14 protein-coding genes and 1 tRNA gene are annotated in these 21,674 nt (G+C 48.9%); 8 read left to right on the top strand and 7 right to left on the bottom strand.

Annotated features, from left to right (window positions below):
- Positions 1–199 precede the first annotated feature (199 nt).
- Positions 200–1,633, bottom strand: a complete 1,434-nt coding sequence (locus tag ACG2E4_RS10180; protein WP_395261024.1) for a phytoene desaturase family protein — start codon at positions 1,631–1,633, stop codon at positions 200–202.
- 377 nt (positions 1,634–2,010) lie between these two features.
- Between ACG2E4_RS10180 and ACG2E4_RS10175 the strand changes: the two genes are divergently transcribed.
- The 5 genes from ACG2E4_RS10175 to ACG2E4_RS10155 all read left to right on the top strand — a co-directional run bounded on the left by ACG2E4_RS10175 (position 2,011) and on the right by ACG2E4_RS10155 (position 9,946).
- Positions 2,011–3,378: an acyclic terpene utilization AtuA family protein gene (locus ACG2E4_RS10175; protein WP_395276475.1), complete on the top strand. Its 1,368-nt coding sequence runs from the start codon at positions 2,011–2,013 to the stop codon at positions 3,376–3,378.
- Positions 3,379–3,759: 381 nt separating this feature from the next.
- Positions 3,760–4,800 carry an NAD(P)/FAD-dependent oxidoreductase gene (locus ACG2E4_RS10170; protein ID WP_395276474.1) on the top strand — a complete coding sequence of 347 codons (1,041 nt, stop codon included), beginning with the start codon at positions 3,760–3,762 and terminating at the stop codon, positions 4,798–4,800.
- Positions 4,801–4,986: 186 nt separating this feature from the next.
- On the top strand, positions 4,987–6,789 hold the full coding sequence (locus tag ACG2E4_RS10165) for an ABC transporter ATP-binding protein (protein ID WP_395276473.1): 1,803 nt from the start codon (positions 4,987–4,989) through the stop codon (positions 6,787–6,789).
- A 76-nt stretch (positions 6,790–6,865) separates the two neighbouring features.
- The gene (gene rnz / locus ACG2E4_RS10160; protein WP_395276472.1) at positions 6,866–8,125 is read left to right on the top strand and encodes a ribonuclease Z; all 1,260 of its coding nucleotides are present in this window, start codon (positions 6,866–6,868) and stop codon (positions 8,123–8,125) included.
- A 15-nt stretch (positions 8,126–8,140) separates the two neighbouring features.
- Complete coding sequence (locus ACG2E4_RS10155) at positions 8,141–9,946, top strand: ABC transporter ATP-binding protein (RefSeq protein WP_395276471.1); 1,806 nt, start codon at positions 8,141–8,143, stop codon at positions 9,944–9,946.
- A gap of 768 nt (positions 9,947–10,714) precedes the next feature.
- Here ACG2E4_RS10155 and ACG2E4_RS10150 read toward each other — a convergent pair.
- The 6 genes from ACG2E4_RS10150 to ACG2E4_RS10125 all read right to left on the bottom strand — a co-directional run bounded on the left by ACG2E4_RS10150 (position 10,715) and on the right by ACG2E4_RS10125 (position 17,477).
- Positions 10,715–12,850, bottom strand: a complete 2,136-nt coding sequence (locus ACG2E4_RS10150; RefSeq protein ID WP_395276470.1) for a PAS domain-containing protein — start codon at positions 12,848–12,850, stop codon at positions 10,715–10,717.
- A gap of 259 nt (positions 12,851–13,109) precedes the next feature.
- Entirely contained in the window at positions 13,110–14,462 is a 1,353-nt protein-coding gene (locus ACG2E4_RS10145; protein WP_395276469.1) for a GntP family permease, read from the bottom strand.
- Between the two features lie 53 nt (positions 14,463–14,515).
- The gene (gene ilvC, locus ACG2E4_RS10140; protein ID WP_395261010.1) at positions 14,516–15,493 is read right to left on the bottom strand and encodes a ketol-acid reductoisomerase; all 978 of its coding nucleotides are present in this window, start codon (positions 15,491–15,493) and stop codon (positions 14,516–14,518) included.
- A gap of 326 nt (positions 15,494–15,819) precedes the next feature.
- Positions 15,820–15,902, bottom strand: a tRNA-Leu gene (locus ACG2E4_RS10135).
- A 382-nt stretch (positions 15,903–16,284) separates the two neighbouring features.
- Entirely contained in the window at positions 16,285–16,725 is a 441-nt protein-coding gene (locus ACG2E4_RS10130; protein WP_395276468.1) for a hypothetical protein, read from the bottom strand.
- Positions 16,726–16,904: 179 nt separating this feature from the next.
- On the bottom strand, positions 16,905–17,477 hold the full coding sequence (locus ACG2E4_RS10125; protein ID WP_395261006.1) for a CHRD domain-containing protein: 573 nt from the start codon (positions 17,475–17,477) through the stop codon (positions 16,905–16,907).
- A 602-nt stretch (positions 17,478–18,079) separates the two neighbouring features.
- Here ACG2E4_RS10125 and ACG2E4_RS10120 point away from each other — a divergent pair.
- From ACG2E4_RS10120 to ACG2E4_RS10110, 3 genes are read left to right on the top strand one after another with little or no spacing between them, the layout of a single operon-like run.
- The gene (locus tag ACG2E4_RS10120) at positions 18,080–19,900 is read left to right on the top strand and encodes an N-6 DNA methylase (RefSeq protein ID WP_395261004.1); all 1,821 of its coding nucleotides are present in this window, start codon (positions 18,080–18,082) and stop codon (positions 19,898–19,900) included.
- A 3-nt stretch (positions 19,901–19,903) separates the two neighbouring features.
- Complete coding sequence (locus ACG2E4_RS10115; RefSeq protein WP_395261002.1) at positions 19,904–21,133, top strand: restriction endonuclease subunit S; 1,230 nt, start codon at positions 19,904–19,906, stop codon at positions 21,131–21,133.
- A complete protein-coding gene (locus ACG2E4_RS10110; protein ID WP_395276467.1) occupies positions 21,130–21,591 on the top strand; it encodes a hypothetical protein in 462 nt (153 codons plus the stop codon). Before ACG2E4_RS10115 ends, ACG2E4_RS10110 begins: the two co-directional genes overlap by 4 nt.
- Positions 21,592–21,674: the final 83 nt, after the last annotated feature.

Below are 21,674 nucleotides of genomic sequence, written 5' to 3'. Positions count from 1 at the left end.
CGACAAGGTGAATTTACGAAATCGTTTCCGTGCCCAGTACCGGCATTTGACGTGTATTTTAAAAGTTGCATGTACCAGGCATGAATGTTGGGTTGAATCTGTTTTGCCATCAAAATTTGATTTGCAGAGGTCCCTGTAAAGAGAAATAACGGTGAAATAAAAGCATGTAATTATTCTTTAGAGGATATTTTTGGAGATATCAGGTGTCCAAGTGGTTTCTCAGGGCAGACATTGCGGCGTGATATCCGCACATTCCGTGAACTCCGCCGCCGGGCGGGGTCGAAGAGGAGCAGATATAATACGAAGTCTCGGGGATGTGATAAGGATTAAAGAGCCCCGCGGGACGCGTGAAAAGCTGGGTTATATCCTGCAGCCCGCCGTTGATATCGCCCCCGATATAATTGGCGTTGTACCGTTGGATCTGCTCGGTGTTCATCGAGTGCCGCCCGATAATCCGATCGCGAAAACCGGGGGCAAATCGCTCGATTTGATTTAATATTGGCTCCGACATATCCACGGTAGAGCCCTGCGGTACATGGCAGTAAGCCCAGGCGGTGTGTTTGCCGTCGGGCGCACGAGTATCATCAAAGAGGCTTTGCTGGGCGACGAGCACATACGGTTTCTCAGGATGGTTGCCCTTAAATGTGGCTCGTTCGGAGTCGGCAATATCTTCGAAGAGGCCGCCCAGGTGAACCGTTCCGGCTTTGAGACAGCGGGAATCACTCCACGGTATCGGCCCGTCGAGCGCCAGGTCCAGTTTGAAAACCCCGGCCCCGTAGCGGAATTTCTGTAGCTTTCTGGCATACCCCGGTGGAATCGATTCTCCCGCAATTTCCAGTACCTGGGCAGGGGTGAGGTCAAAAAATACTGTCCGGGCATGTTCCAGCTGATCGATCGATTCCACGTTGCAGTCGGTCTCAATTTCGCCACCCAGGGCTCTGAGGTGAGAAGCCAGGGCGTTGGTAATTTGGTGGGATCCCCCTTTTGGAAGGGGCCAGCCGCGATGGTGGCCCGCAGCACCAAGTATGAGCCCGATGGCAGCGGAAACGGACTGCTCCAGTGGCAGGATGCTGTGGGCCGCCAGTCCGGCGAAAAGGGCTCGCGCGCGGTGCGATTCAAATCGTGAAAAAGCGAGGGATCGGGCCGACTTAACGGCATTCCACCCAAAGCGGGCCATCAGGATCGGGGTGTCCGGGAACGGGGAAAACGGGGCCAGCAGCTGGGGAATCAGCCGTTCGAAGTTAGAAATAATCGGTCCGAACAGCTTTTTGTATGCCGGGGTATCCCGGTTCAGCTCTCCGGCCGTCTGATCCAGTGAAGGGTACAGCACAACGGCCGGTTCTTCATCCAGCGGGTGGGCCAGTGGATATTCCGGGTAGATCCATTGAAGACCATGATTTTCCAGCGGAAGCGTATTAAAAAAGGGAGAGGCCAGTGCCATCGGATGGATGGCCGAGCATACATCGTGGTGAAAGCCGGGCAGGGTCAGCTGCTGTGTTCGGGTGCCGCCGCCAATCGTTTCCCGGGCTTCCAGTACTTTAACGTGAAGGCCCCGCTCAGCCAGCGCTACAGCGGCCGCCAGACCATTTGGACCGGCCCCAACAATAATTGCATCATAGGTTGATATAAACACAGACTTGAATATTAGTTGCTCAACATTATGCAGTAATGGTAAGGTGATCGCGGGAGACCGGCAAGTATTTTAGCCTGTACTTTACACATTGGTATCACTTTCGTCCACGATCGGCCGGGACAAAATGAAGTTCCCTGAATTGCCAACCGCATGCTCGGTAAAGTGTGCGTTGTATATCCTGCGAGAAGAATATGTAGACAATATTCAGGCACGCAATGCAATTTGTTCCTCTGGGATGAACTTTTATCTTACCATTCGGACCAACACGCCCGGACCGGGTACAGCAACGATTAGGGACCACCCTGTGCCGGGATGATTTGCAAATAATGACGCATGAATAGTCAAATAAAGTCAACTGAAAAAATAAGATAAGAATATTGAAATCTTCAATTCGCATTGCATCGGCCTCGGGTTTTTGGGGAGATCTGCCCCGGGCACCGGTCGACCAGGTTACAAAGGGCTCAATCGATTACCTGGTAATGGACTATCTTGCGGAGGTCACCATGTCGATCCTGCAGAAGCAGCGGATGCGCAATCCCGATCACGGTTACGCCCTCGATTTTGTTCACGTTATTGATCAAATCCTGGAGTATATCACGGCGCGCGGAGTCAGAGTGATCAGCAATGCGGGCGGCGTGCATCCGGAGGCGTGTAAAGAGGCGATATTGACGCTGGTCAAAGAGCGCGGATACGAGGATATCTCGGTAGCGGTAGTCGACGGCGACGACATCCTGGGAAAAATTGATGCGCTGGTCGAGGCGGGGCATCAGCTTGAAAATATCGATACCGGTGAGCCGATCACATCGGTGCGTGACCAGCTGACAAGTGCAAATGTATACCTGGGCAGCCGCCCGATTGTGGAAGCGCTAGACCAAGGGGCGGATATTGTCATCACCGGCCGGGTATTTGACGCCGGGCTGATTTTGGGTCCCCTGGTCCATGAATTCGGCTGGGACTTTAATGATTATGACCGGATCGCTTCCGGTATTGTAGCGGGCCACATAATTGAATGCGGAGCCCAGGCCTCGGGGGGCAATTTTACGGACTGGCAAGAGGTCAAAGATTTTGTCAATATCGGGTTCCCGATTGTCGAAGCCTTCCCCGACGGAACGTTTGCCGTTACCAAGCACGAGGGCACGGGGGGATTGATCAACCAGATGACGGTGAAGGAGCAGCTCGTGTATGAGATCGCAGACCCATCAGCCTACCTGACCCCGGACGGGGTGGCTGACTTCACCACGCTCCAGCTGCAGCAGTCCGGGCCGGATCGTGTTCGTGTTTTTAATATCAAGGGCAAGCCGCCTCCCCGGTCGTACAAGGTCTCTGCCAGCTACAAGGCGGGTTATAAAATAACTTCTACTTTGGTATATTCCTGGCCCCGGGCCCTGGGCAAAGCGCAAAAGGCGGCCGATATCCTGCAGGGCAGGGCCGAACAGCTCGGGCTTGAGCTGGGAGAGTGGAAAGCGGAATATATCGGCTACAACGGGTGCAGTGAAAACCCGGTCACGCAAGAAGCCCTGAAACGGGAGTTTGAGGAAATTCAGCTTCGAATTTCTGTTTCGGGGATGAACCGGGAAGTGCTCGACCGATTTGGAAAAGAGGTTATTCCCCTGGTACTGACAGGCCCGGGCGGGGTAACTGGCTATGCCGCCGGCCGCCCGAAAGCTGCGGAAATTGTCGCCTACTGGCCCGCCTTGCTTGACAAGAGTGCAGTAGAGCCCCGGATGAGGTTGTTTACGATTTGAACACCCCGTACCGAAAGATTTAAGGGACCTTTGCAAAACCTGCTATTTTGTTAGGAGGTAGTTGTACTACTGACCTTTTAACGGGAGTATAACTCCCTCAGAACGAAGAATTGATGGTTTTGAAAAGTCCTCTCTAAATCACCGGAAAAGTCCGTTCGCAAAACCGTTGTTTGCAGAGTCCTCACTGGAAATAAATTTTTCCCGTTTGATAGCAACAAGGTGGGCTCGTAACCGGTGAGCTTGCGGGCAGATATCACCTGTCCATTTGTCCATATGTTATGCTTGGAGGTAGTTCCGGATTTAGGTGATTCGAATTTCGGATTTATACAATATGATTTGCTATTTTATAGTTGAGAACTAATCAAAATTTAATTTTACAGAATGAAGATAGGAATTATCGGATCGAGCCTGGCAGGTCTTGTAGCGGGTAAAAAACTGGGTCAGGCAGGACATGAAGTAACCGTTATTGAAAAAACAAGAATGCTCGGCGGACGGATGGCCACGCTCGATGATGGAGAAGGAAATATATTTGATTACGGGATTTCACACTTTCACGCCAACAACCCGGATTTTGTCTCATTTGTCAACTACCTGAAAGAGGAAAACCTGGTGGATGAATGGTCGTCCCGGTTTGAGTATTTTGACGGTTCTCAGCTTCACGATCTGAATCCCAACCGCTCTCCAGAACTGCATTATGCGTCAACCAGGGGCTTTTCCAGGGTTGCACAAAAGTTGAGTCGCTGGGTCGATATTAAGTCGTCCGTACAGGCGGGGGGATTGACCTACATCGGGGCCGACCGCACCAAAAAACGGGCGTGGATGATCAATTTAACGGATGTCAGCGTTTTTGAGTGTGATGCGGTAATCATCGCCACCCCCGCCACGGTGGCCTACGGCATCCTGATGACCGCACAGGATGAGACGCCGGCCCGCCGTATTATTCGCCATGTCGATGAATTTAACTATGACCCTTCATTCACCGTGATGGCCAGCTACAGGAACCAGGAGGTCCCCGACTGGGATGCTGTTGAATGCGCTGGAGAGCACCTGAAGTGGGTAATTAATGAATCGTCAAAACGGGACAATGCCGATACCTCCCTGGTCATTCACTCTTCCGCCGCGTTTGCCCGGAAAAACAAGGAAGAAGACCCACAAAAGGCAGCTTCCGGGTTGCTGCAGCAGGTTGCACGCATCACCGGTCAGGACTGGATCGCCCAGCCCACGGCCGAGCATTACCACTACTGGCAGTATGCAAGCTGCAGGAACCCGATTGACGAGGGTTTTATGGAACTGGAGATGGAAGAGGCTCCGCTGGCCCTGATAGGAGATTACCTGGGAGGGAACTCGGCAGAAAGCTCCTATTTATCAGGACTCCGCCTGGCGGAATACTGGAATGAAAAATATGAGCTGGCCAGGGTCTAAATATTGTTACCTAAATCTGAATCATTCATCCTAACCCACTGTTATATCATAATAAATTTGCTCGGTTGTACTTCCTGAAATAATAAAAAGCACGGAGGCATTTCGTTACTGCTGTAACATAAAAGGTTCTCAGGCTGTAAAATACTTGTCTGCCAACAATCTATTGATCTTTAAAACAATTTCTCCTTGACAGGATCGCTCAAAAAGCTGAATACATATTTCAAAAAGTACCTGGGGACCATCATTCTCGGGTCTGTTTTCCTGGTTGCCTCCAATTTCTTTTTGGTCTGGATCCCGATTTTTATTCGGCGGACCATCGATGAAGTGGCAGCACTGGAGAGCAAGGGAGGCGGCTCTTTTGACGGGCTCGCAGAAGTGCTTTTTAGCAGCCAGGCGGGGGCTATATTGGCAGAGAATGCGCTGATGCTGGTGGGTGCGGTGGTCGCATCGGGCCTGCTTCTTTTTGCGACTCGACAGACGCTGATCGTCACCTCACGGAAAATTGAGTTCGACCTCCGGAATAATGTTTTTGACAAGCTGCTGGAGCTGCCTCAACGTTTTTTCAGCGAATTTAACAAAGGAGAAATTTATGTGCGCGCAACCGAGGATATCTCCAAGGTGAGGGAATACTTTGGTCCCGCATTCATGTATACCGTCAACACGCTTTCCCGGGCGGGATTTGTTATCGCCATGATGATTATTGTAAGCCCGGAGTTGACGTTCTGGGCACTGCTGCCGCTTCCGCTTCTCTCCGGTTTTGCCTACTGGATCAGCGGCTATATCAACACCCATTCCAGGATTATCCAGGAGCAGTACTCCAACGTGGCGGGCCGGGCGCAGGAGGCTTTTTCAAGCATCAGGCTTATTAAGGCGTATAACCGCGAGGACTACGAACAAAATCGGTTTGAGGATGAAAGCGAATCGTACCGAAAGAAGAAACTGCGGCTTGACCTGGTTGAATCGCTGTTTCACCCCGGGCTCAACTTTTTGATAGGTATTTCTATTATCCTGGTTATCTGGAAGGCGGGCCAGTACGTGATCGAGGGTACGCTGACGATCGGGAATATCGTCGAGTTTGTTGTATATGTGGCCTACCTGACGTGGCCGGTAGCGTCGCTGGGATACACCGTTAACCGGTTCCAGCGCTCCATGGCCTCCTGGAACCGGGTAGACCAGGTATTAACCGAGAAGGTGGAAATAAGCGATAATAATCGCACTGATCAGTCAGTTAAAGAGATTGAAGGGTCGATCGAATTTGTCGATGTATCATTTAAATATCCCGGGGCCGAGGTATATGCCGTGAAAAATATAAATCTGAAGGTCAACGCCGGCCAAAATGTTGCCATCGTGGGGAGAACAGGAAGCGGAAAATCCACGTTGGTGCAGCTTATTCCCCGGCTATTTGATCCGACAAAGGGAACCATATTGATCGATGACATCGATATTAAGACCATACCAGTTAAAAAATTAAGAGCGGAAATAGGTTTCGTCCCCCAAGATACTTTCTTATTTTCCGATTCTATTGGCGAAAATATTGCTTTTGGCACGGAAGAGGCCAGTGAAGAACAGATACACGCAGCTGCGGAAAAGGCCCAGGTCCGTGAAAATATTATGGATTTTGACAAAAAATTTGAGACCATGCTCGGCGAGCGGGGGATTACCCTTTCCGGCGGGCAAAAGCAGCGGACGGCCATTGCCAGGGCCTTAATCCGGGACCCTAAAATTATTATACTTGACGATTCGTTAAGTGCGGTAGATACCAAAACCGAAGAGGCAATTCTCCAGCACCTGCGAGAAGAATTAAAAGGACGTACAACAATTATGATCAGTCATCGGATTTCTACCATCAAGGATGCTGACATCATTTACTACATGGAAGAAGGAACAATCAAAGAACACGGAACACACGATGAACTTCTGCAAAAAAAAGGTAGATACTCAGCTATGTACAAAAAACAACTACTAGAAGAAGAATTGGCTGAGATTTAAATAAAACCAGAAACAAGTAATCGGGGTCTCATTGCTTGAACGCAATCCCCCAACGTAAAAAACGGGAGTAACAATAATGATTATCGTACCACTCGGAGTTGCATCTGCAACACCAACCGCCACAAGACATTTAGCATCGGTAGCAGTATGGAGAGAGGGAAGTATATTTCTATTCGATTGCGGAGAAAACACCCAAATGCGTATGCTGCAGGGTGGAATGAAACGTTCAAAAATCGAATGCATCTGTCTTTCTCATTTTGATACCGACCATTATTCAGGACTTATCGGGCTGCTTTCCACGCTTCAGTTACAACGCAGAGACCAAAAGCTGACGATTGTAGCTCCCAAAGGGATCAAGGAGTATGTGGAGTTCAACGTCAATTTTGCCGGTATTGAGCTGAATTACCCCATCGATTATGTTGAGATCGAAGAAGAGGGCTTTGAACACGAACGGGTCCTCGATGAGGATGAATACTACATTGAAGCCCGACCGCTGAACCACTCCAAATTTTGCATCGGCTATCGATTCCAGGAGAAAGACAAGCCCGGCAAGGTAGATGCCGAAAAAGCTCAGGAGATGGGAATCTCGGAAGACTGGCAATACAAGGAGCTGAAAGCGGGGAATGACGTTGAACTCGACGACGGGACAGTTGTCAAATCTTATGATATTGTGGGGCACCCGCGCCCGGGAGACAGCTTTGCCTACATTACCGACACCCGGTATCACCCGAACTCGGTTAAGCTGGGGATGAACACCAACGTACTGATGCACGAGGCGACTTTCAGCGACAGCCTCGCTGACAAGGCCGAGGAAACCGGCCATTCCACGGCCAAGGATGCGGCCCGGGTGGCGAATGAGGCGAAGACGAAGTTGCTGGTACTGACCCACTTCTCAGCCCGGTATACCAACCAGTATGTATTGCTGAGGGAAGCGCGCGACGATTTCTTCCCCACCTGGGTTGCCACCGAGCTTCGTCCCATTTTCACTGATCCCGCTCATGAAAAAGGCATTATCAAGCCCAAGGTTTATCTCAAGGAGATCAACAACAGCGGTGGAAACAAGAATAAAGGGCGATCCAAGAATAAGAACCGGGGCAACGACAAGCGGAAGAAAAAGAAACGTTTCCGCAAGCGTAAGAGTTCTAAAAGCAGTAGCCGTTCCCGCTCCAAGTCGAGCAGCAACTCCGGCCGGAGCAAGCGTAAAAGCAGGAGCAGCGACAGTAATTCACGCAACTACAATAAAAAGAACAGCAATAACAACGGCGGTAATGACAACCAGCGAAAGCCCAAACATATAACGCCGCGCACTCCATTTGACGATTTCGATCGTTTTTAAAATTTAGCAAGGTACGTGAACAAATCGAACAGTAGTAAAGCCGTCGACAGGGATCTTCTTCGGCGGCTTTACTCTTTTATAGAACCGTATAAATGGTATGTCCTCCTGGGCATCGGTCTGACGCTGACAGCGTCTTTTCTGGGGACGGTGCGTCCCAAATTGACCCAGATTGCCGTAGATGAGTATATACGTACAAACGATTTTGAGGGATTGCTGTGGATTATTTTTCTGCTGGCCCTGGCCCTTGTCGGAGAGTTTATTGTGCTGGTTGCCAACACCTACCTGACCCGCTGGTTTGGGCAGGGTACGCTGTTCAGCCTGCGCAATGCGGTATTTAAAAAGATACAGTCCCTTCATGTTCAGTTTTTTGACAAGAACCCGATCGGCCGGCTCATAACGCGCACCACCAGTGATATTGAGGCCCTGAGTGAGCTGCTCAGCGACGGAGTGGTGAACATGGTGGGCGACCTGTTTCGGATCTTCTTTATCCTCTATTTCATGTTCAGCATGAGTTGGGAACTGACCCTGGTTTCTATCTCAGTGCTGCCGATCCTGTTCTACGTTACCTTCTGGTTTAAAGCCAAGGTTCGGGTGGCATTTTTGAATGTGCGCGACCAGGTGGCCCGAATGAACTCCTTTGTACAGGAACATATCAATGGCATGGATATCGTTCAGCTTTTCAATAAAGAGGAGCGGGAACGCGAGCGTTATCATTCCATCAACAGGGAGCACCGGGAAGCCCACATCGACACCATTTTTTATTATGCCATCTTTTGGCCGGCTATCGAGGTTATCTCGAGCTTGGCGCTGGCGCTGGTGATCTGGTACGGCGGCGGACGTGCCCTGCTGGGAGAGGTGACATTCGGTATCCTGCTTGCGTTTGTACAATACGTGCGCCAGTTTTTCCGGCCGATACAGGGAATCTCGGAAAAATTCAATACCCTGCAGTCGGCACTGGCCTCTTCGGAACGAATTTTTAATGTGCTGGATACCAAAAATGAGATCACCGACCCTGAAAACCCCAGGGTTATACGTAATCCCAGGGGGAGAATTGAGTTTGAACATGTGTCGTTCAGCTACAACAAAGAGGAACAGGTGCTTAAAAATGTTTCCTTTTCGGTAGAACCGGGGCAAACTGTGGCTATCGTGGGCGCTACGGGGGCCGGCAAAACGACTATTATCAACCTGTTGATGCGTTACTACGATATTGACGATGGGGCCATTCTGCTGGACGGGGTGGATATCAGGGATTTAAAACTGGAGGATCTCCGATCGAATTTTGGAATGGTATTGCAGGACAACGCCCTCTTTTCGGGCAGCATCATGGAGAATATTACGCTGGGCAATCCGGCTATCAGCAGGGAGAAGGTAATTGAAGCTTCCCGGGAGGTCCAGGCCCACCAGTTCATAAAGCGACTCCCGGGAACGTATGACTATGAGCTGAATGAGCGGGGCACCTCGTTGTCGATGGGACAGCGGCAGCTGATCTGTTTTGTGCGGGCCATGGTGTACAATCCCCGGATATTGGTATTGGATGAAGCCACCTCCAGCGTCGATTCCGAAACCGAGGCGATTGTCAACAAGGCGTGTGACCGCATGATGAAGGGACGCACATCGATCGTGATTGCCCACCGCCTTTCGACCATCCAGGGCGCCGACAATATTTTGGTAATGCACAAAGGTGAAATCAGGGAGATGGGCACGCATGCCGAACTGCTTGAGAAGAGTGGCGGTATCTACCGCAAGCTGTATGAACTTCAGTACAAAGACCAGCTTTTGCCGGAAGAAACGGAAGCCGAAGAACCACAGGCGGCCAAATGACAGCGTATGCCGCTGTTCTTCGGGACAAGCACCTACAATAAAAAAACGTCGACCCATCAAACCGACGTTCCTGCTTTTGATTTTTGATTTTATACCGTCTGGCGGAAAAAAGCTCCCAATGCCTGAACCTAAAGCATGTATCCAGCCAGCATGCTCAAGTAAAAACTGGTGAAAATTTTCTTAAAAAGGGCATTGAAAAACCAGGAGTTTTGGTCAAGACCAACCCCTCAGCGGATTCGAAACCGCGAAAATGCCGATATTGGCCAAAACAACGGTTTTGCATAGACCTCTTAAATTAAGCATGCTTTGCCCTTCTTAATTTCACGTGTAATTTTCTAAACTATGGGATCACTTCCAAGTTAGAAATACTTAATCAGGACCTTTGCAGAACCTGCTAATTTGTTGGGAGATGGTTTACAACCGACCTTATTTGCCCTTTTATGCGGGCAGTACAACCCTCAGGTCGAGGAATCGAGAATTTTAAAGCCCACCAAGCAGGGAGATACTCAAAAAGTGATTGCAGCTTTTTCCAGGCAGGGGTGTTCCTGTGTCTGAGAACAAAAATGAACCTGAATCACCGGTTGGGAATTATGAATGCAGAATGCAGAATTTCAAGGGAGGTTGTATAAACGGGTTATAGCACCATGTTCAACTGGTAGAGGTTCTGTCTGACGAGAGGAGGCAAAAAATGAACCCGCCTTTCCGGTCTTGAATGGGGCGCGGAAGCCGGGTACCAACATTTTTCCACTAACATACCGATACGCAGGTTTAGTCCAGGAGGGCGTTTCCAACGCCTGTTTTACGGTCTTCTCGTTTAAATGAGAGGATGAATTTGGTCCCATTTCCGGTGTTTTGATATTCGCTTGTCCCCATAAGCTGTGTGGTTAGGGTATCAATAAGTTTCATGCCCATCGAGTTTTGTCCCTCCTTTTGAGTGTCCCGTATTCCAATTCCGTTGTCTTCAATTTCAACAGTTATCGTCCCGTTGTCTTCAACGATCGTTAACTTCAGGTTTGCCTGTTGATCTCCCTTGAAGGCATGTTTATAGACATTCGTCAGCACCTCGTTAAGTATCAGTGAAGCCGGTATCGCCTGGTTTACATTCAGCGTTACAGGATCGCAGTGGATCTCACGGGTTACCGAATGATCGGCCTGGAATGTATCCGATATATGGCTCAAAAGCTCTTTTATAGTATCGGAAAAATTGAGCCTGGAGAAGCTGTCCGATCGGTATAACAGTTCATGCACACTCGCAATGGTTTTGATACGGGCGATGCTGTTGTAGAGTTGATGCTCTAATTCTTTGTTGTTCGTGTCAAGTACCTGTAGCTGCATCAATCCCGATATTACCGCCAGGTTGTTTTTTACACGGTGGTGGATCTCCGAAAGCAGCGTTTCCTTCTCTACCAGCGAGGTTCTCAGGTTTTTCTCGATCTGCTTGCGCTCCGTAATATCCTCGATAAAGCCGTTTAGATACACTCTCTCGTTCTCCCTGTCTTCGATCGGCTGCCCCTTTTCCCATACCCAGTGAATGTCTCCGTCCCTGTCGACGATCCGATACTCAATTTCCCACTTTTTCCCTGCGGTAACGGCCGCCCGCACTTCTCGGTCCACACGCCCGGTGTCCTCCTCATGGATGATACTCTCATAGGATCTGACCCTGTTGCCGATAAACTCCTCTGCCGGGTACCCGGTAATATCTTCAACGCGGTCGCTCATATACAGCATGGTCCAGTGCTCATCATTTTCACAGTTGTATACAATTCCGGGAAGATTGGATACCAGGCTGCGGTAGACCTGCTCGCTTTCGCGCAGCTCCTGCTCCGCCTGCTTGCGGTCGGTAATATCCTGTATAATGCCCCGGTAATGCAGAACCTGGCCGCTGTTGTCTCTCTCAATAAACGTCCAGTCGGTGACCCATTTGACAACTCCCTGTTTGGTAACAATCCGGTAGGGACGGTGCTCAAACTCTGATACATCGCTTTGGCTGTTGGCTTGAACTTCGGAAAAGACCCGCTCCAGGTCTTTCGGGTGGATACAGTCTTCATATGTGACGCTGCCAGAGGTGAACTCCTTTTCGGAATATCCAAAGACTTTCCGGACATTTTCCGAGACATATTCCACCGGCCAGTTTTCCTCATTTTTCCAGGTAAAGGCGACCAGTGTGCTTCTGTCGATAATATTCTTTGTCTCCTCCAGCTTTTTTTCGGCCTGTTTTCGCTGGACAATTCGTCCAATTCTATCGGCTGCCGCTTCCAGTAGTTGTCGCTCCTCCTTCAGAAAGGGACCCTCATCCCGAATGGGTCGTTCTCCCGAATAGCCGATCTCAACCTTTCCCCGGCGCTTCCCCTCAATTTCGATACTGCTGCTCTGGGTCCACTGCGAATCGGTGGTTGACCCGGATTTATATTCATGTCCTTCCAGCACAATTCTGCACCAGGCTATTTCCGGGAACTGCCAGCTTTCGGGCAACGTATCGGCTATCTGTTGCAACATCTCGGCCAGGGAGGTATCATGGTGCGATATTTTTGAGAGATAGTACATCGCACTCAGCTCTTTGGTGCGTTCCTGGCTCTGGAATTCCGCCTCCTTTTTGTTAGTAATATCGATCAGAAGCGTAGCGATAACCCGCTTTTGGATGCGCCACACCTGTACCTCGAACCATTTGTCCAGATTACTGAGGTAAAGTTCAAACTTCTCATTTTGTCCACTCGAAGCAACCCGGGTATACGCCCGTCTCCAGCTGGTTGCTGCATTATCAGGATCGGGCAACAGTTCGGATGCCCGGGTGCCGGCAAGATCCCCGGGCGTTCGATCGAAAAATCGGGCATAAGCATCGTTGGTGGTCCAGATTTCAAAATCGGCAAGGTCGTCATCCCCGTCAATAGTTTTATAATATGCCACTGCAGATGGACACGATTTAATACTATCTCTCAATACCTTTTCCTGGATTTTATCCATTTCTCAATCCAATAAACAGTTGGGCCTGGCCCTTGAACAACTCAAGTACCATCGCTTGATTTTGGTTTAGTCAACAAGAAAAATACGAATTTATTTCCGGACAAATATGGAAACAGAACTGCCCCGGCAGATGAAGAGTACTGCAAATTCCTGGCTGACGTTGATAAAAAAGTGGATGGGGAGTTGGGAAACCAGTAACCTTCTAAAATACGGGCAGAAAAACCCCGCCCAGTATAGCCAGCGTCAGCACGATTATTGAAATAATGAACTCTCCAAAAGTATAAATCTTCAATCCGCCGGTTACCGAAAAACCGCTGAGTTCAACTGTAACCCAAAATCCGCTGTCGTTGACATGACCGATACTCATTCCACCGGAAAGGGCCGCCAGCGCTATCCATACCGGGTGAAGTCCGACGGTGGCCGCCAGGCTGGCCCCGGCCATGATATTCATGGTGGTTATGGAGGCCACGGTGCCGGATCCCTGGGAGACACGAAATATAAGCGCTATCCCGTACGTAATGAGGATCGCCCAGATTGCAGAATTGGAAAAACTGCTTATGCCGCCGGCCAGCGTAGTGCCTATCTCTGTGCTCTCGATGACTGCTCCAAATGCTCCACCTGCCCCGGTAATAAGCAGTACGAGGCCTGCCGCAGACATCGCATTTTGAACAGAATCGGATATGACTTTTTTCTTCATCGAACGTACAGCAATGAGATAAGCCAGTATGGCCCCCACAAGCATGGCGATCACCTTGTGACTCAGAAATTGAATGATACCGGGGACCTGTTCAGAAAAAGCCTGGTATGCGGTCCCGCTCAGAATCAGCAATATGGGAGCAACAATGGGTATAACCGCCAGGAGGGCACCCGGGGCGTTCGGAGGGTGCTCCTCCGTAACTTCCAGCGGTTCCTTGACCTGGTCTTTCTCCTCGTTCCAGAAACCGTGATCGAGAAAATAAAAGAGGATCTTGATGGAGAGGGAGACCGCGACTAGGCCAAAAAGCAGGCCTGCCACGATCATGATCCCGAGATCAAATCCCAAAATATCGGCAGCAGCCAGCGGGTTGGGCGTGGGGGGCACGAGCGTATGTGCGGCAGCCGCCCCGATAACCATGGCCCCCACGGCGTAGGGAAGAGGCTTATCAAGTTCTTTAACCAGGGCGAGGGCCAGGGGAATCAAAATAACGAAGGTAACGTCGAAAAATACAGGTATCGAAAAGAGAAACGCCGTCAGCCCGATACCGTAGAATACCAGCTGACCGGGGAAAATGTCGACCATTTTGAGAGCGATTGAACGCGCGCCCCCACTGTCATATATCAACTGCCCGATAATAACGCCAAACCCGATGGACAAACCGACTGCTGCCATAAGCTCTCCGAATCCCTCAGTAATTTGATGGACGGTTTCCATCAATCCCAGCCCGGAAGCCAGTCCCATATAGATGCTTCCGCATATCAGGGCGACAACAGGACTCCACCGAAACGCGATAATAGCTACCAGGATAATGGCAATGGCCACTACTAAATTGGTAATTAACAGCGAAGTGGAGATCATAAGCGGGCGGTCTCAGATTTGCAATAGCATGTCGGAGTCGGTGAAAGACAATATCACTGGTTTTTGATCTTTTCTTCCATGTTGGATATCACTGAATTATATGCCTGGTCCAGGAGTCTCTTCAACTCTGGCAGACCGTTCTCCTGTTCCTTTTCCCATTCCCGGGAAAATTTGCCGTCTTCGATATACTGGTAGGCATCGGCCAGTGTTTTTCGGATAAAAGATTTGTCCAGATCTTCGATACGCGACAGCTGCCCGTATTGGCTGGTATGAGAATGATAGGGGAACTGCTTGAAGAGGCCGTCTTCAGCCATTTTTTCAAACATGTAGGCAGGCTCTCTCGACATGTACAACTCGATCAGTGAAGCTTCCGGGGGATGTCCTTGTTCAACTTCAAAATGAAAAGCTTCGGTCAGTATGGATATGATCATCGGCCATATTGCCTGCTCTGCCAGCAGATCCAGCATCGTTTCATCTTTGAAGGTAACCTCGATCGATCCCATTTTTGTGGCCCCCATCGCCCTTGCAAGGGCAAGGGCGGTTTGCAGGGCTTCTCCCGATGCGTCCTGTTCTACCGCGATAAAGGCGGGATAGCCCTTCCCGTTTAAATAACGGTTGCGAACTCCGTCCCCGATCATGCGGGGAGCAACCATGATAGTATCGCAATGTGAGGGCGGTGATATGTGATCAAAGGTGATGTTGTATCCCGAGGCAAAATTCAACACGTTGCCCGCTTTGAGATGGGGTTCCACCTGCTCTTGGTAGATACGGGGCATGATCTCATCAGGGATTAACAGAAACAGGATATCGGACTGGATCGCGACTTCGGGCACATCATCCACTCTGAACCCATCTTCCTGAGCCTGGGTAAATGTTTCATCCCTGGCCGTGCCGATAAAGATATCCGACAGGCCGGAATCACGCATGTTCAACGCCTGGGCCCTGCCCTGATTCCCATAACCAATTATTCCAATATTCCTTCCCTCGAGGACGGATATATCTGCATCCTGGTCGTAGTATATATTTGTCATTTTACGTGGTTTATCGATTCCCGGGATGCGATCGCCTCACACCATGAGGCTGGAGCCTATAGCGAACCATCCCATATTGGCGTGATTTTGCGATCTTTTCATAAAAAGATCCCGTGTTCACTTCAAAAGATCGCAAAATCTGCCTTACATTGGCTGATTCTCGTTACTATTCTTTAAGTTCGGCAGATTCACGGAAAAGATTATGCAAGAACCTGTTCCTGCCTGATAACTGGTTCGGTCGGGGAGGCAGGTGGTTTCAATCCCGTTACCTTGGTTGTATCTTACATACCGAACCCTTGCAAGCCAATAACTTGCAAGGGTAAAAGTACCGGTGGAGAGACTCGAACTCTCACTCCCAGAGGGAACGCGATTTTGAGTCGCGCGCGTCTACCAATTCCGCCACACCGGCAAATCGCCTAATCCATTTGAATACAATGGGTTGCAGGGACACTTAATTGTTTTAAAAAGTAGTTCATATCGTACTTTTTAGTGTCTGAAATTTTCCCCGTCGTTGCTTAAACGGGAAATTTATCAGCGATCAATATTAATCACCTGCAAATATAAAGCATAAAGAATTACTTCTTCAAAATACTTTTTATTTTTTATGCTAAGCAAGTAAAACCGTTATAAAAAATGTAACCAGATCCTCACCCCTCAGCCCAGGCCTGTGAAGCTCTCCGCATTCATCCAGGAATATTTATTGCTATCCGCGAAAGTCCATAGCCGTATATCAGTATTATTGATCGAAATTGGGATTTTCTCATTTATAAAGAGGGCATAATTTGTACGGTTCACTCTCTTTCAAGACCCAGATTGATGGTTCGTTGTATATGCTTGAAATTACTATTGCAGTTGATTGGTATAAGCCGCTCAGGAAGCCGGTACGACACAAATGAGTCGACCTCCGCATAATGAACACTGTGCCATGCTTTTAATCTAATACCGGTAGAATCGCATCGATGATATGCCTTTGTACTGGTATCGACCATATAAAATCCAGCACCACTGGGTTGTCCAATGCTGCCGGATGAAAAGGTTCTGACTATTAGTTCATCATCACCCCAAAAGTCCACGCCCCACAATTCGATTGCAGCTTGGGGCAGTGGTGATCCAGAATCTTTATCATAAACCATTCCGCTTATTTCAATTGGCAAGCCGGAATCCGAAGTGAAAAAAATATTGCATCCGGAAATCAACCAAATACTTAGAATTATCAATGTAAGAGCTCTCATGATTACCCCATTCTAGATTGTGCTTGTCTATCTGCAGGGAAATAATCTCTTAAAAAAATAAGCCCGACCGGTTTAACCGGCCGGGAACAAGCTGCTCTACAAGTGTCCGCCAACTTTTGGGAGTATAGGCGGATAATTATTTTAACGTCAAACGCTGGTATTAGATCAGCGATTAAACGTTATTTGATTTGGCCCCGGATCTCCCCCGGTGGGTTTTGCGTAGTATGTACATTGACATACGTATTTCCAGCCTTCATCTCGCTGATCAGTGCATCAAGTGTTTGACCTTCCAGTGACCCAACAAGTTCATCCGCTGTGATGGTCCCTTCGGCAAGAATGCCCTGGGTTTGTCCCTCGATCAGCTGGGGCGGGGGCGCCTGCGGATAGAGCCAAACCACTACACCGCCATTTTGACCGGAGGGGGCGTTATGGATATGAGCCATTAACACATTTTCAATGTTTGCAACAATCAGCTTATAGTCAATGGAGCTGCCGTCCTTACTTACCTGGAAGATGGCCTGTCCCTGCGCGTCCGTCTCTACCGGCGGAACCTCGTTGCTGCCTTTTAGGTGAGCACGAAAGTTTCGCTGGTTTGAGCTGGCCCATGCAGGTGCTTTACCTTCCACGTTTTGAGGACTAACTCCATGTTCCTGTCCGGAATGGACCGGGTTAAATGATTGATCCTGGCACGCATATCCAATCACGAACACAATTGAAAGTAATCCGATTAGCCATACTGTTTTATTCCTCATAACATCCCTTCCTGTTTAGTTAATATTTGTAATCCACGTACGTCTTGACCGTGTTCCGGTATTAGTCTATACAAGTTCTGGAAGGAAAGGGTTGCCTGAGTACATATTATTACCGGTTTCAGGTGTGCCATAGGGAGGGATGGAGCTGAATTTCATAAACTCTTTTAGAAAGACACTGATTTTAGCCACTATACAGGAATTTTACATGGATATTTGGATGGGACAGTTATTGGTAAACCAATCAGGAGAAGATGGATGAAAATTTTTGTAGGGGACTTGCAGGTATTTAGTGTTGGAGGAATACATACCAGATCTGCAATGGGCCCTCATCGTCGATAGATATCACATCACATATAGAAAAAAGAAAATCAGCTCCTGCGGTTATTTGGCATATCCAGTCTATATGATACCATTGAAATTGAGATACCAGAGCTTGTTTAATCGCTTATTTATATACTCAATAGCTAGTGTGGAAAAGTGTGTATTCCTGGAAAAGATTAAACAATCTGGCTGGATCCCCAATAAATGCTTGTTTTATCCCTTAAAAAATTTATATATAGGGCACAGAACAAAAGCGTTAAACAAGAGAATAACGGGGTTACATGCCGACAAACCTAAAAGAACTCGAAGACCGGCTGTGGCAGGCCGCCGACAACCTCCGCGCCAACTCCAAACTTAGTTCTTACGAATACTCCACGCCCGTGCTGGGACTCATCTTCCTGCGCTACGCCTGGCACCGATTTCAGCCGTTGCACGAGGAGCTGGAAGGCCAGTCCTCCGGGCGGCGCACCATAGGCCCGGCCGACTACAAGGCCGAAGGCGTGCTCTACCTTCCGGAGCAGGCGCGGTACAACTACCTGCTGCAGCTGCCCGAAAGCGAGGATATCGGGCAGAAGGTGAACGAGGCGATGGAGGCCATTGAAGAGGAGAACCCCGAGCTGGCCGACGTGCTGCCCAAGGACTACAAGCAGTTTGAGGACCGGGTACTGAAAGACCTACTGAAGAACTTCTCCAACGTGGGCGCCGATGTGGAAGGGGACGTGTTCGGGCAGATCTACGAGTATTTCCTCGGCAAGTTTGCGATGAGCGAGGGACAGAAAGGCGGCGAGTTCTTTACGCCCACCGCCATTGTCAAGCTGATCGTGGAAGTGCTGGAGCCCTACGGCGGTAAGATCCTGGACCCGGCCTGCGGCTCCGGCGGCATGTTTGTGCAAAGCGATAAATTTAGGAATAGGCATCAGAAAAACGGAGATGACTCCGTACGGACACGCCATGGCGTGTCCCAACAGGCTAAGGATATTTTATCTATCTACGGCCAGGAGAATAAAGAAAATACGGTGCGCTTATGCAAGATGAACCTGGCCGTGCACGGGCTGGAGGGTGACATCCGCACCGGCAACACCTACTACGAGAATGCCCACGACTGCGTGGGACGGTTCGACTACGTGATGGCCAACCCTCCGTTTAACGTGAGCGGGGTGGACAAGGAGGCCATTGAGGGCGACCCGCGCTACCCGTTCGGCATCCCCAGCACCGACAACGCCAACTACCTGTGGATGCAGGAGTTTTTCAGCGCCCTGAACGATAGCGGCCGGGCCGGGTTTGTGATGGCCAACTCCGCCGCCGATGCCCGCCACAGCGAGCAGGAGATCCGCAGGAAACTCATTGAAGAGGGCGTGGTGGATGTGATCATCTCCGTCGGCTCCAACTTTTTCTATACGGTGACGCTGCCCTGTACCTTGTGGTTTTTTGATAAGGGCAAGCAGCAATTGCCGGAAATAGATATCGAGGATGTACGGACACGCCATGGCGTGTCCCCACAGGATGAAGAAAAGGGCAGAGATGAAGTATCCACCCGCGGTTGCAATACCGTGCTCTTCATCGATGCAAGAAATATCTACCGGCAGCTCGACCGCGCCCACCGGGATTTCACCGACCGGCAGCTGGATTTCATTGCCAATATTGTGAGACGATACCGGGGCGAAGAGCTGGATTCTGTGAAAGGAGATGCTGCCGTACGGACACGCCATGGCGTGTCCCAACAGGCAGGGAATGAGGAAATGGCAATGGCTGCCGAGGAGGCAGAGGAATACCAATCTGTAGGGCCGTACCACGGTACGGCCGATGAGGACACCCAATCGTCCAATATCACCCAGCCCGATAACATGTACGAATTATTTGATGACGGCCAGTACCGGGACATCCCCGGCCTCTGTAAGGTGGCTACGGTGGAAGAGATTGAGGAGCAGGGCTGGAGCCTGAACCCGGGCCGCTACGTAGGCGTGGCCGAGCGGGAAGAGGATGATGTGGATTTTCAGGTGAGATTAGGTGAATTATATGAGGAGTTGGAACTGCTCAATGCAGAAGCTGATAGTTTGGAAAATCAGATTACAGAGAATATTCAATCTATTCTAAATCAGTAATTGATGCTGTTTAAAGATTTCGTACAGATAAATCCCAAAGTAGATTTAAAGAAAGGAAAAACCTATCCCTATGTGGGAATGGCTGATGTTAACCCATCCCGTGGTTATGTTACAAATTCTGAAACACGGGAATACAAGAATAGTAGGTCAAAATTTAAGGAAGGAGATACTCTTTTTGCACGTATCACTCCTTGTTTGGAAAATGGGAAAATTACTCGGTTTAAATCAGATGGAATAAAGAAGGGTTTTGGCTCTACTGAATTTTTTGTTTTTCGGGCTAAAGAAGGTGTTTCAGATCCAAACTTTGTTTACTATTTGAGTAGAAGTCCACTTATTAGAAAAACGGCTGAAAAAAGTATGGCAGGGGCTTCGGGTAGACAGCGAGCAGATATAACAGCTGTCGAAGAAGTTGAGATTGATCCTCCCGATCTTCCCATTCAGCAAAAAATAGCTTCCATTCTCTCCGGCTTTGACGACCTGATCGAAAATAACACCCGCCGCATTGAGATCCTGGAGGAGATGGCGCGGCGGATCTACCGCGAGTGGTTTGTGCACTTCCGCTATCCCGGTCACCAGGAGGATGAGCTTGTGGATTCGGGTACGGAGCTCGGGGAAATTCCTGAGGGGTGGGAGGTGAAGAAGCTGGAGGATTTTGGAGAGATTGTTTTAGGTAAAACACCAAGCACCAAAGATTCTGCAAATTATGGTGACTACATGCCTTTCATAAAGACACCTGACATGCATGATCAAATTTTTATTCATGAAACTGAAAATGTTTTATCAAAAAAAGGTGTCAAAACCCAAGAGAATAAAACCTTGCCGGCTAGCAGTATCTGTGTAAGTTGTATTGGTACAGCTGGTGTTGTTGCTCTTACATCGGTGCCCTCCCAAACCAATCAGCAAATAAATTCAATTGTACCAGAAAACGAATCCTATAGAGAGTACTTGTACTTCACTACAAAAGACCTAAAGCCGTTGATGGAAAAAATTGGATCTACGGGGGCAACCATGACAAACGTTAGTAAAACTAAATTTAAGGGGCTGCCAGCTCTTATGCCTAACCAAGATTTACTTGATACTTTTCATTATAAAGTTGGGCCTCTATTTGATCAAATAAGTACACTTCAAAAGCAGAATATTAAGCTTAAGGAAACGAGAAATTTACTTTTGCCGAAGCTTATATCGGGAAAGATTGATATTCAACGACTAAAGAATCAAGGATTAGTTCTATGAGCAAAAAAATAAAAATTAAAAGGACTTCAGGGAATAAAAGTAAGGAATCGGAGAACTTGGATAAATTTCTAGCTCCAAATAGTTCTGAATGGAAACTACTTGAATTACCTAAGGACGAGCAAGAGGACAAGGAGAAACAAAAGGAAGTTGAAAGTAACAGTGAATCTATAAAAGAAACCCTTTTATCTTCATTACAGATGCCACACTTAGCTGTATTGGCGGGAAGTGGCACATCTTTGGGCGAAGTAGGTGGGCCATCTATGGGTGATCTTTGGGAAAAGGTCACTAATAATAACCCCACTTACAGGTATAAAGATAATGGCGAAGAGAAAGAAATTGAAATAAACCCAGAGGAGATAATAGAGGTTGTAAAGCATGATTCACGTGATAAAAACATTGAGGCTTTACTTACCCAATGTGAGGCATATTTAAGAATCGAGGAAGAAAAGGTAGTGTAAACTAAACTCTGTCCTGTTATATTGAACCCCTGATGGGGCTAGCCCCATCAGGGGTTGCGATTCAGATCCAGCGGTAGCCGGTC

Source organism: Halalkalibaculum sp. DA384, from assembly GCF_043951955.1.
GTDB lineage: Bacteria > Bacteroidota > Rhodothermia > Balneolales > Balneolaceae > JAMQKA01.
This window is presented reverse-complemented; position numbering and strand designations above follow the sequence as displayed.

Coding starts and splice junctions, on each gene's coding strand:
- ACG2E4_RS10170 (WP_395276474.1), top strand. CDS start 3,760: ATGAAGATAGGAATTATCGGATCGAGCCTGGCAGGTCTTGTAGCGGGT.
- rnz (WP_395276472.1), top strand. CDS start 6,866: ATGATTATCGTACCACTCGGAGTTGCATCTGCAACACCAACCGCCACA.
- ACG2E4_RS10145 (WP_395276469.1), bottom strand. CDS start 14,462: ATGATCTCCACTTCGCTGTTAATTACCAATTTAGTAGTGGCCATTGCC.
- ilvC (WP_395261010.1), bottom strand. CDS start 15,493: ATGACAAATATATACTACGACCAGGATGCAGATATATCCGTCCTCGAG.
- ACG2E4_RS10130 (WP_395276468.1), bottom strand. CDS start 16,725: ATGAGAGCTCTTACATTGATAATTCTAAGTATTTGGTTGATTTCCGGA.
- ACG2E4_RS10125 (WP_395261006.1), bottom strand. CDS start 17,477: ATGAGGAATAAAACAGTATGGCTAATCGGATTACTTTCAATTGTGTTC.
- ACG2E4_RS10120 (WP_395261004.1), top strand. CDS start 18,080: ATGCCGACAAACCTAAAAGAACTCGAAGACCGGCTGTGGCAGGCCGCC.
- ACG2E4_RS10115 (WP_395261002.1), top strand. CDS start 19,904: ATGCTGTTTAAAGATTTCGTACAGATAAATCCCAAAGTAGATTTAAAG.
- ACG2E4_RS10110 (WP_395276467.1), top strand. CDS start 21,130: ATGAGCAAAAAAATAAAAATTAAAAGGACTTCAGGGAATAAAAGTAAG.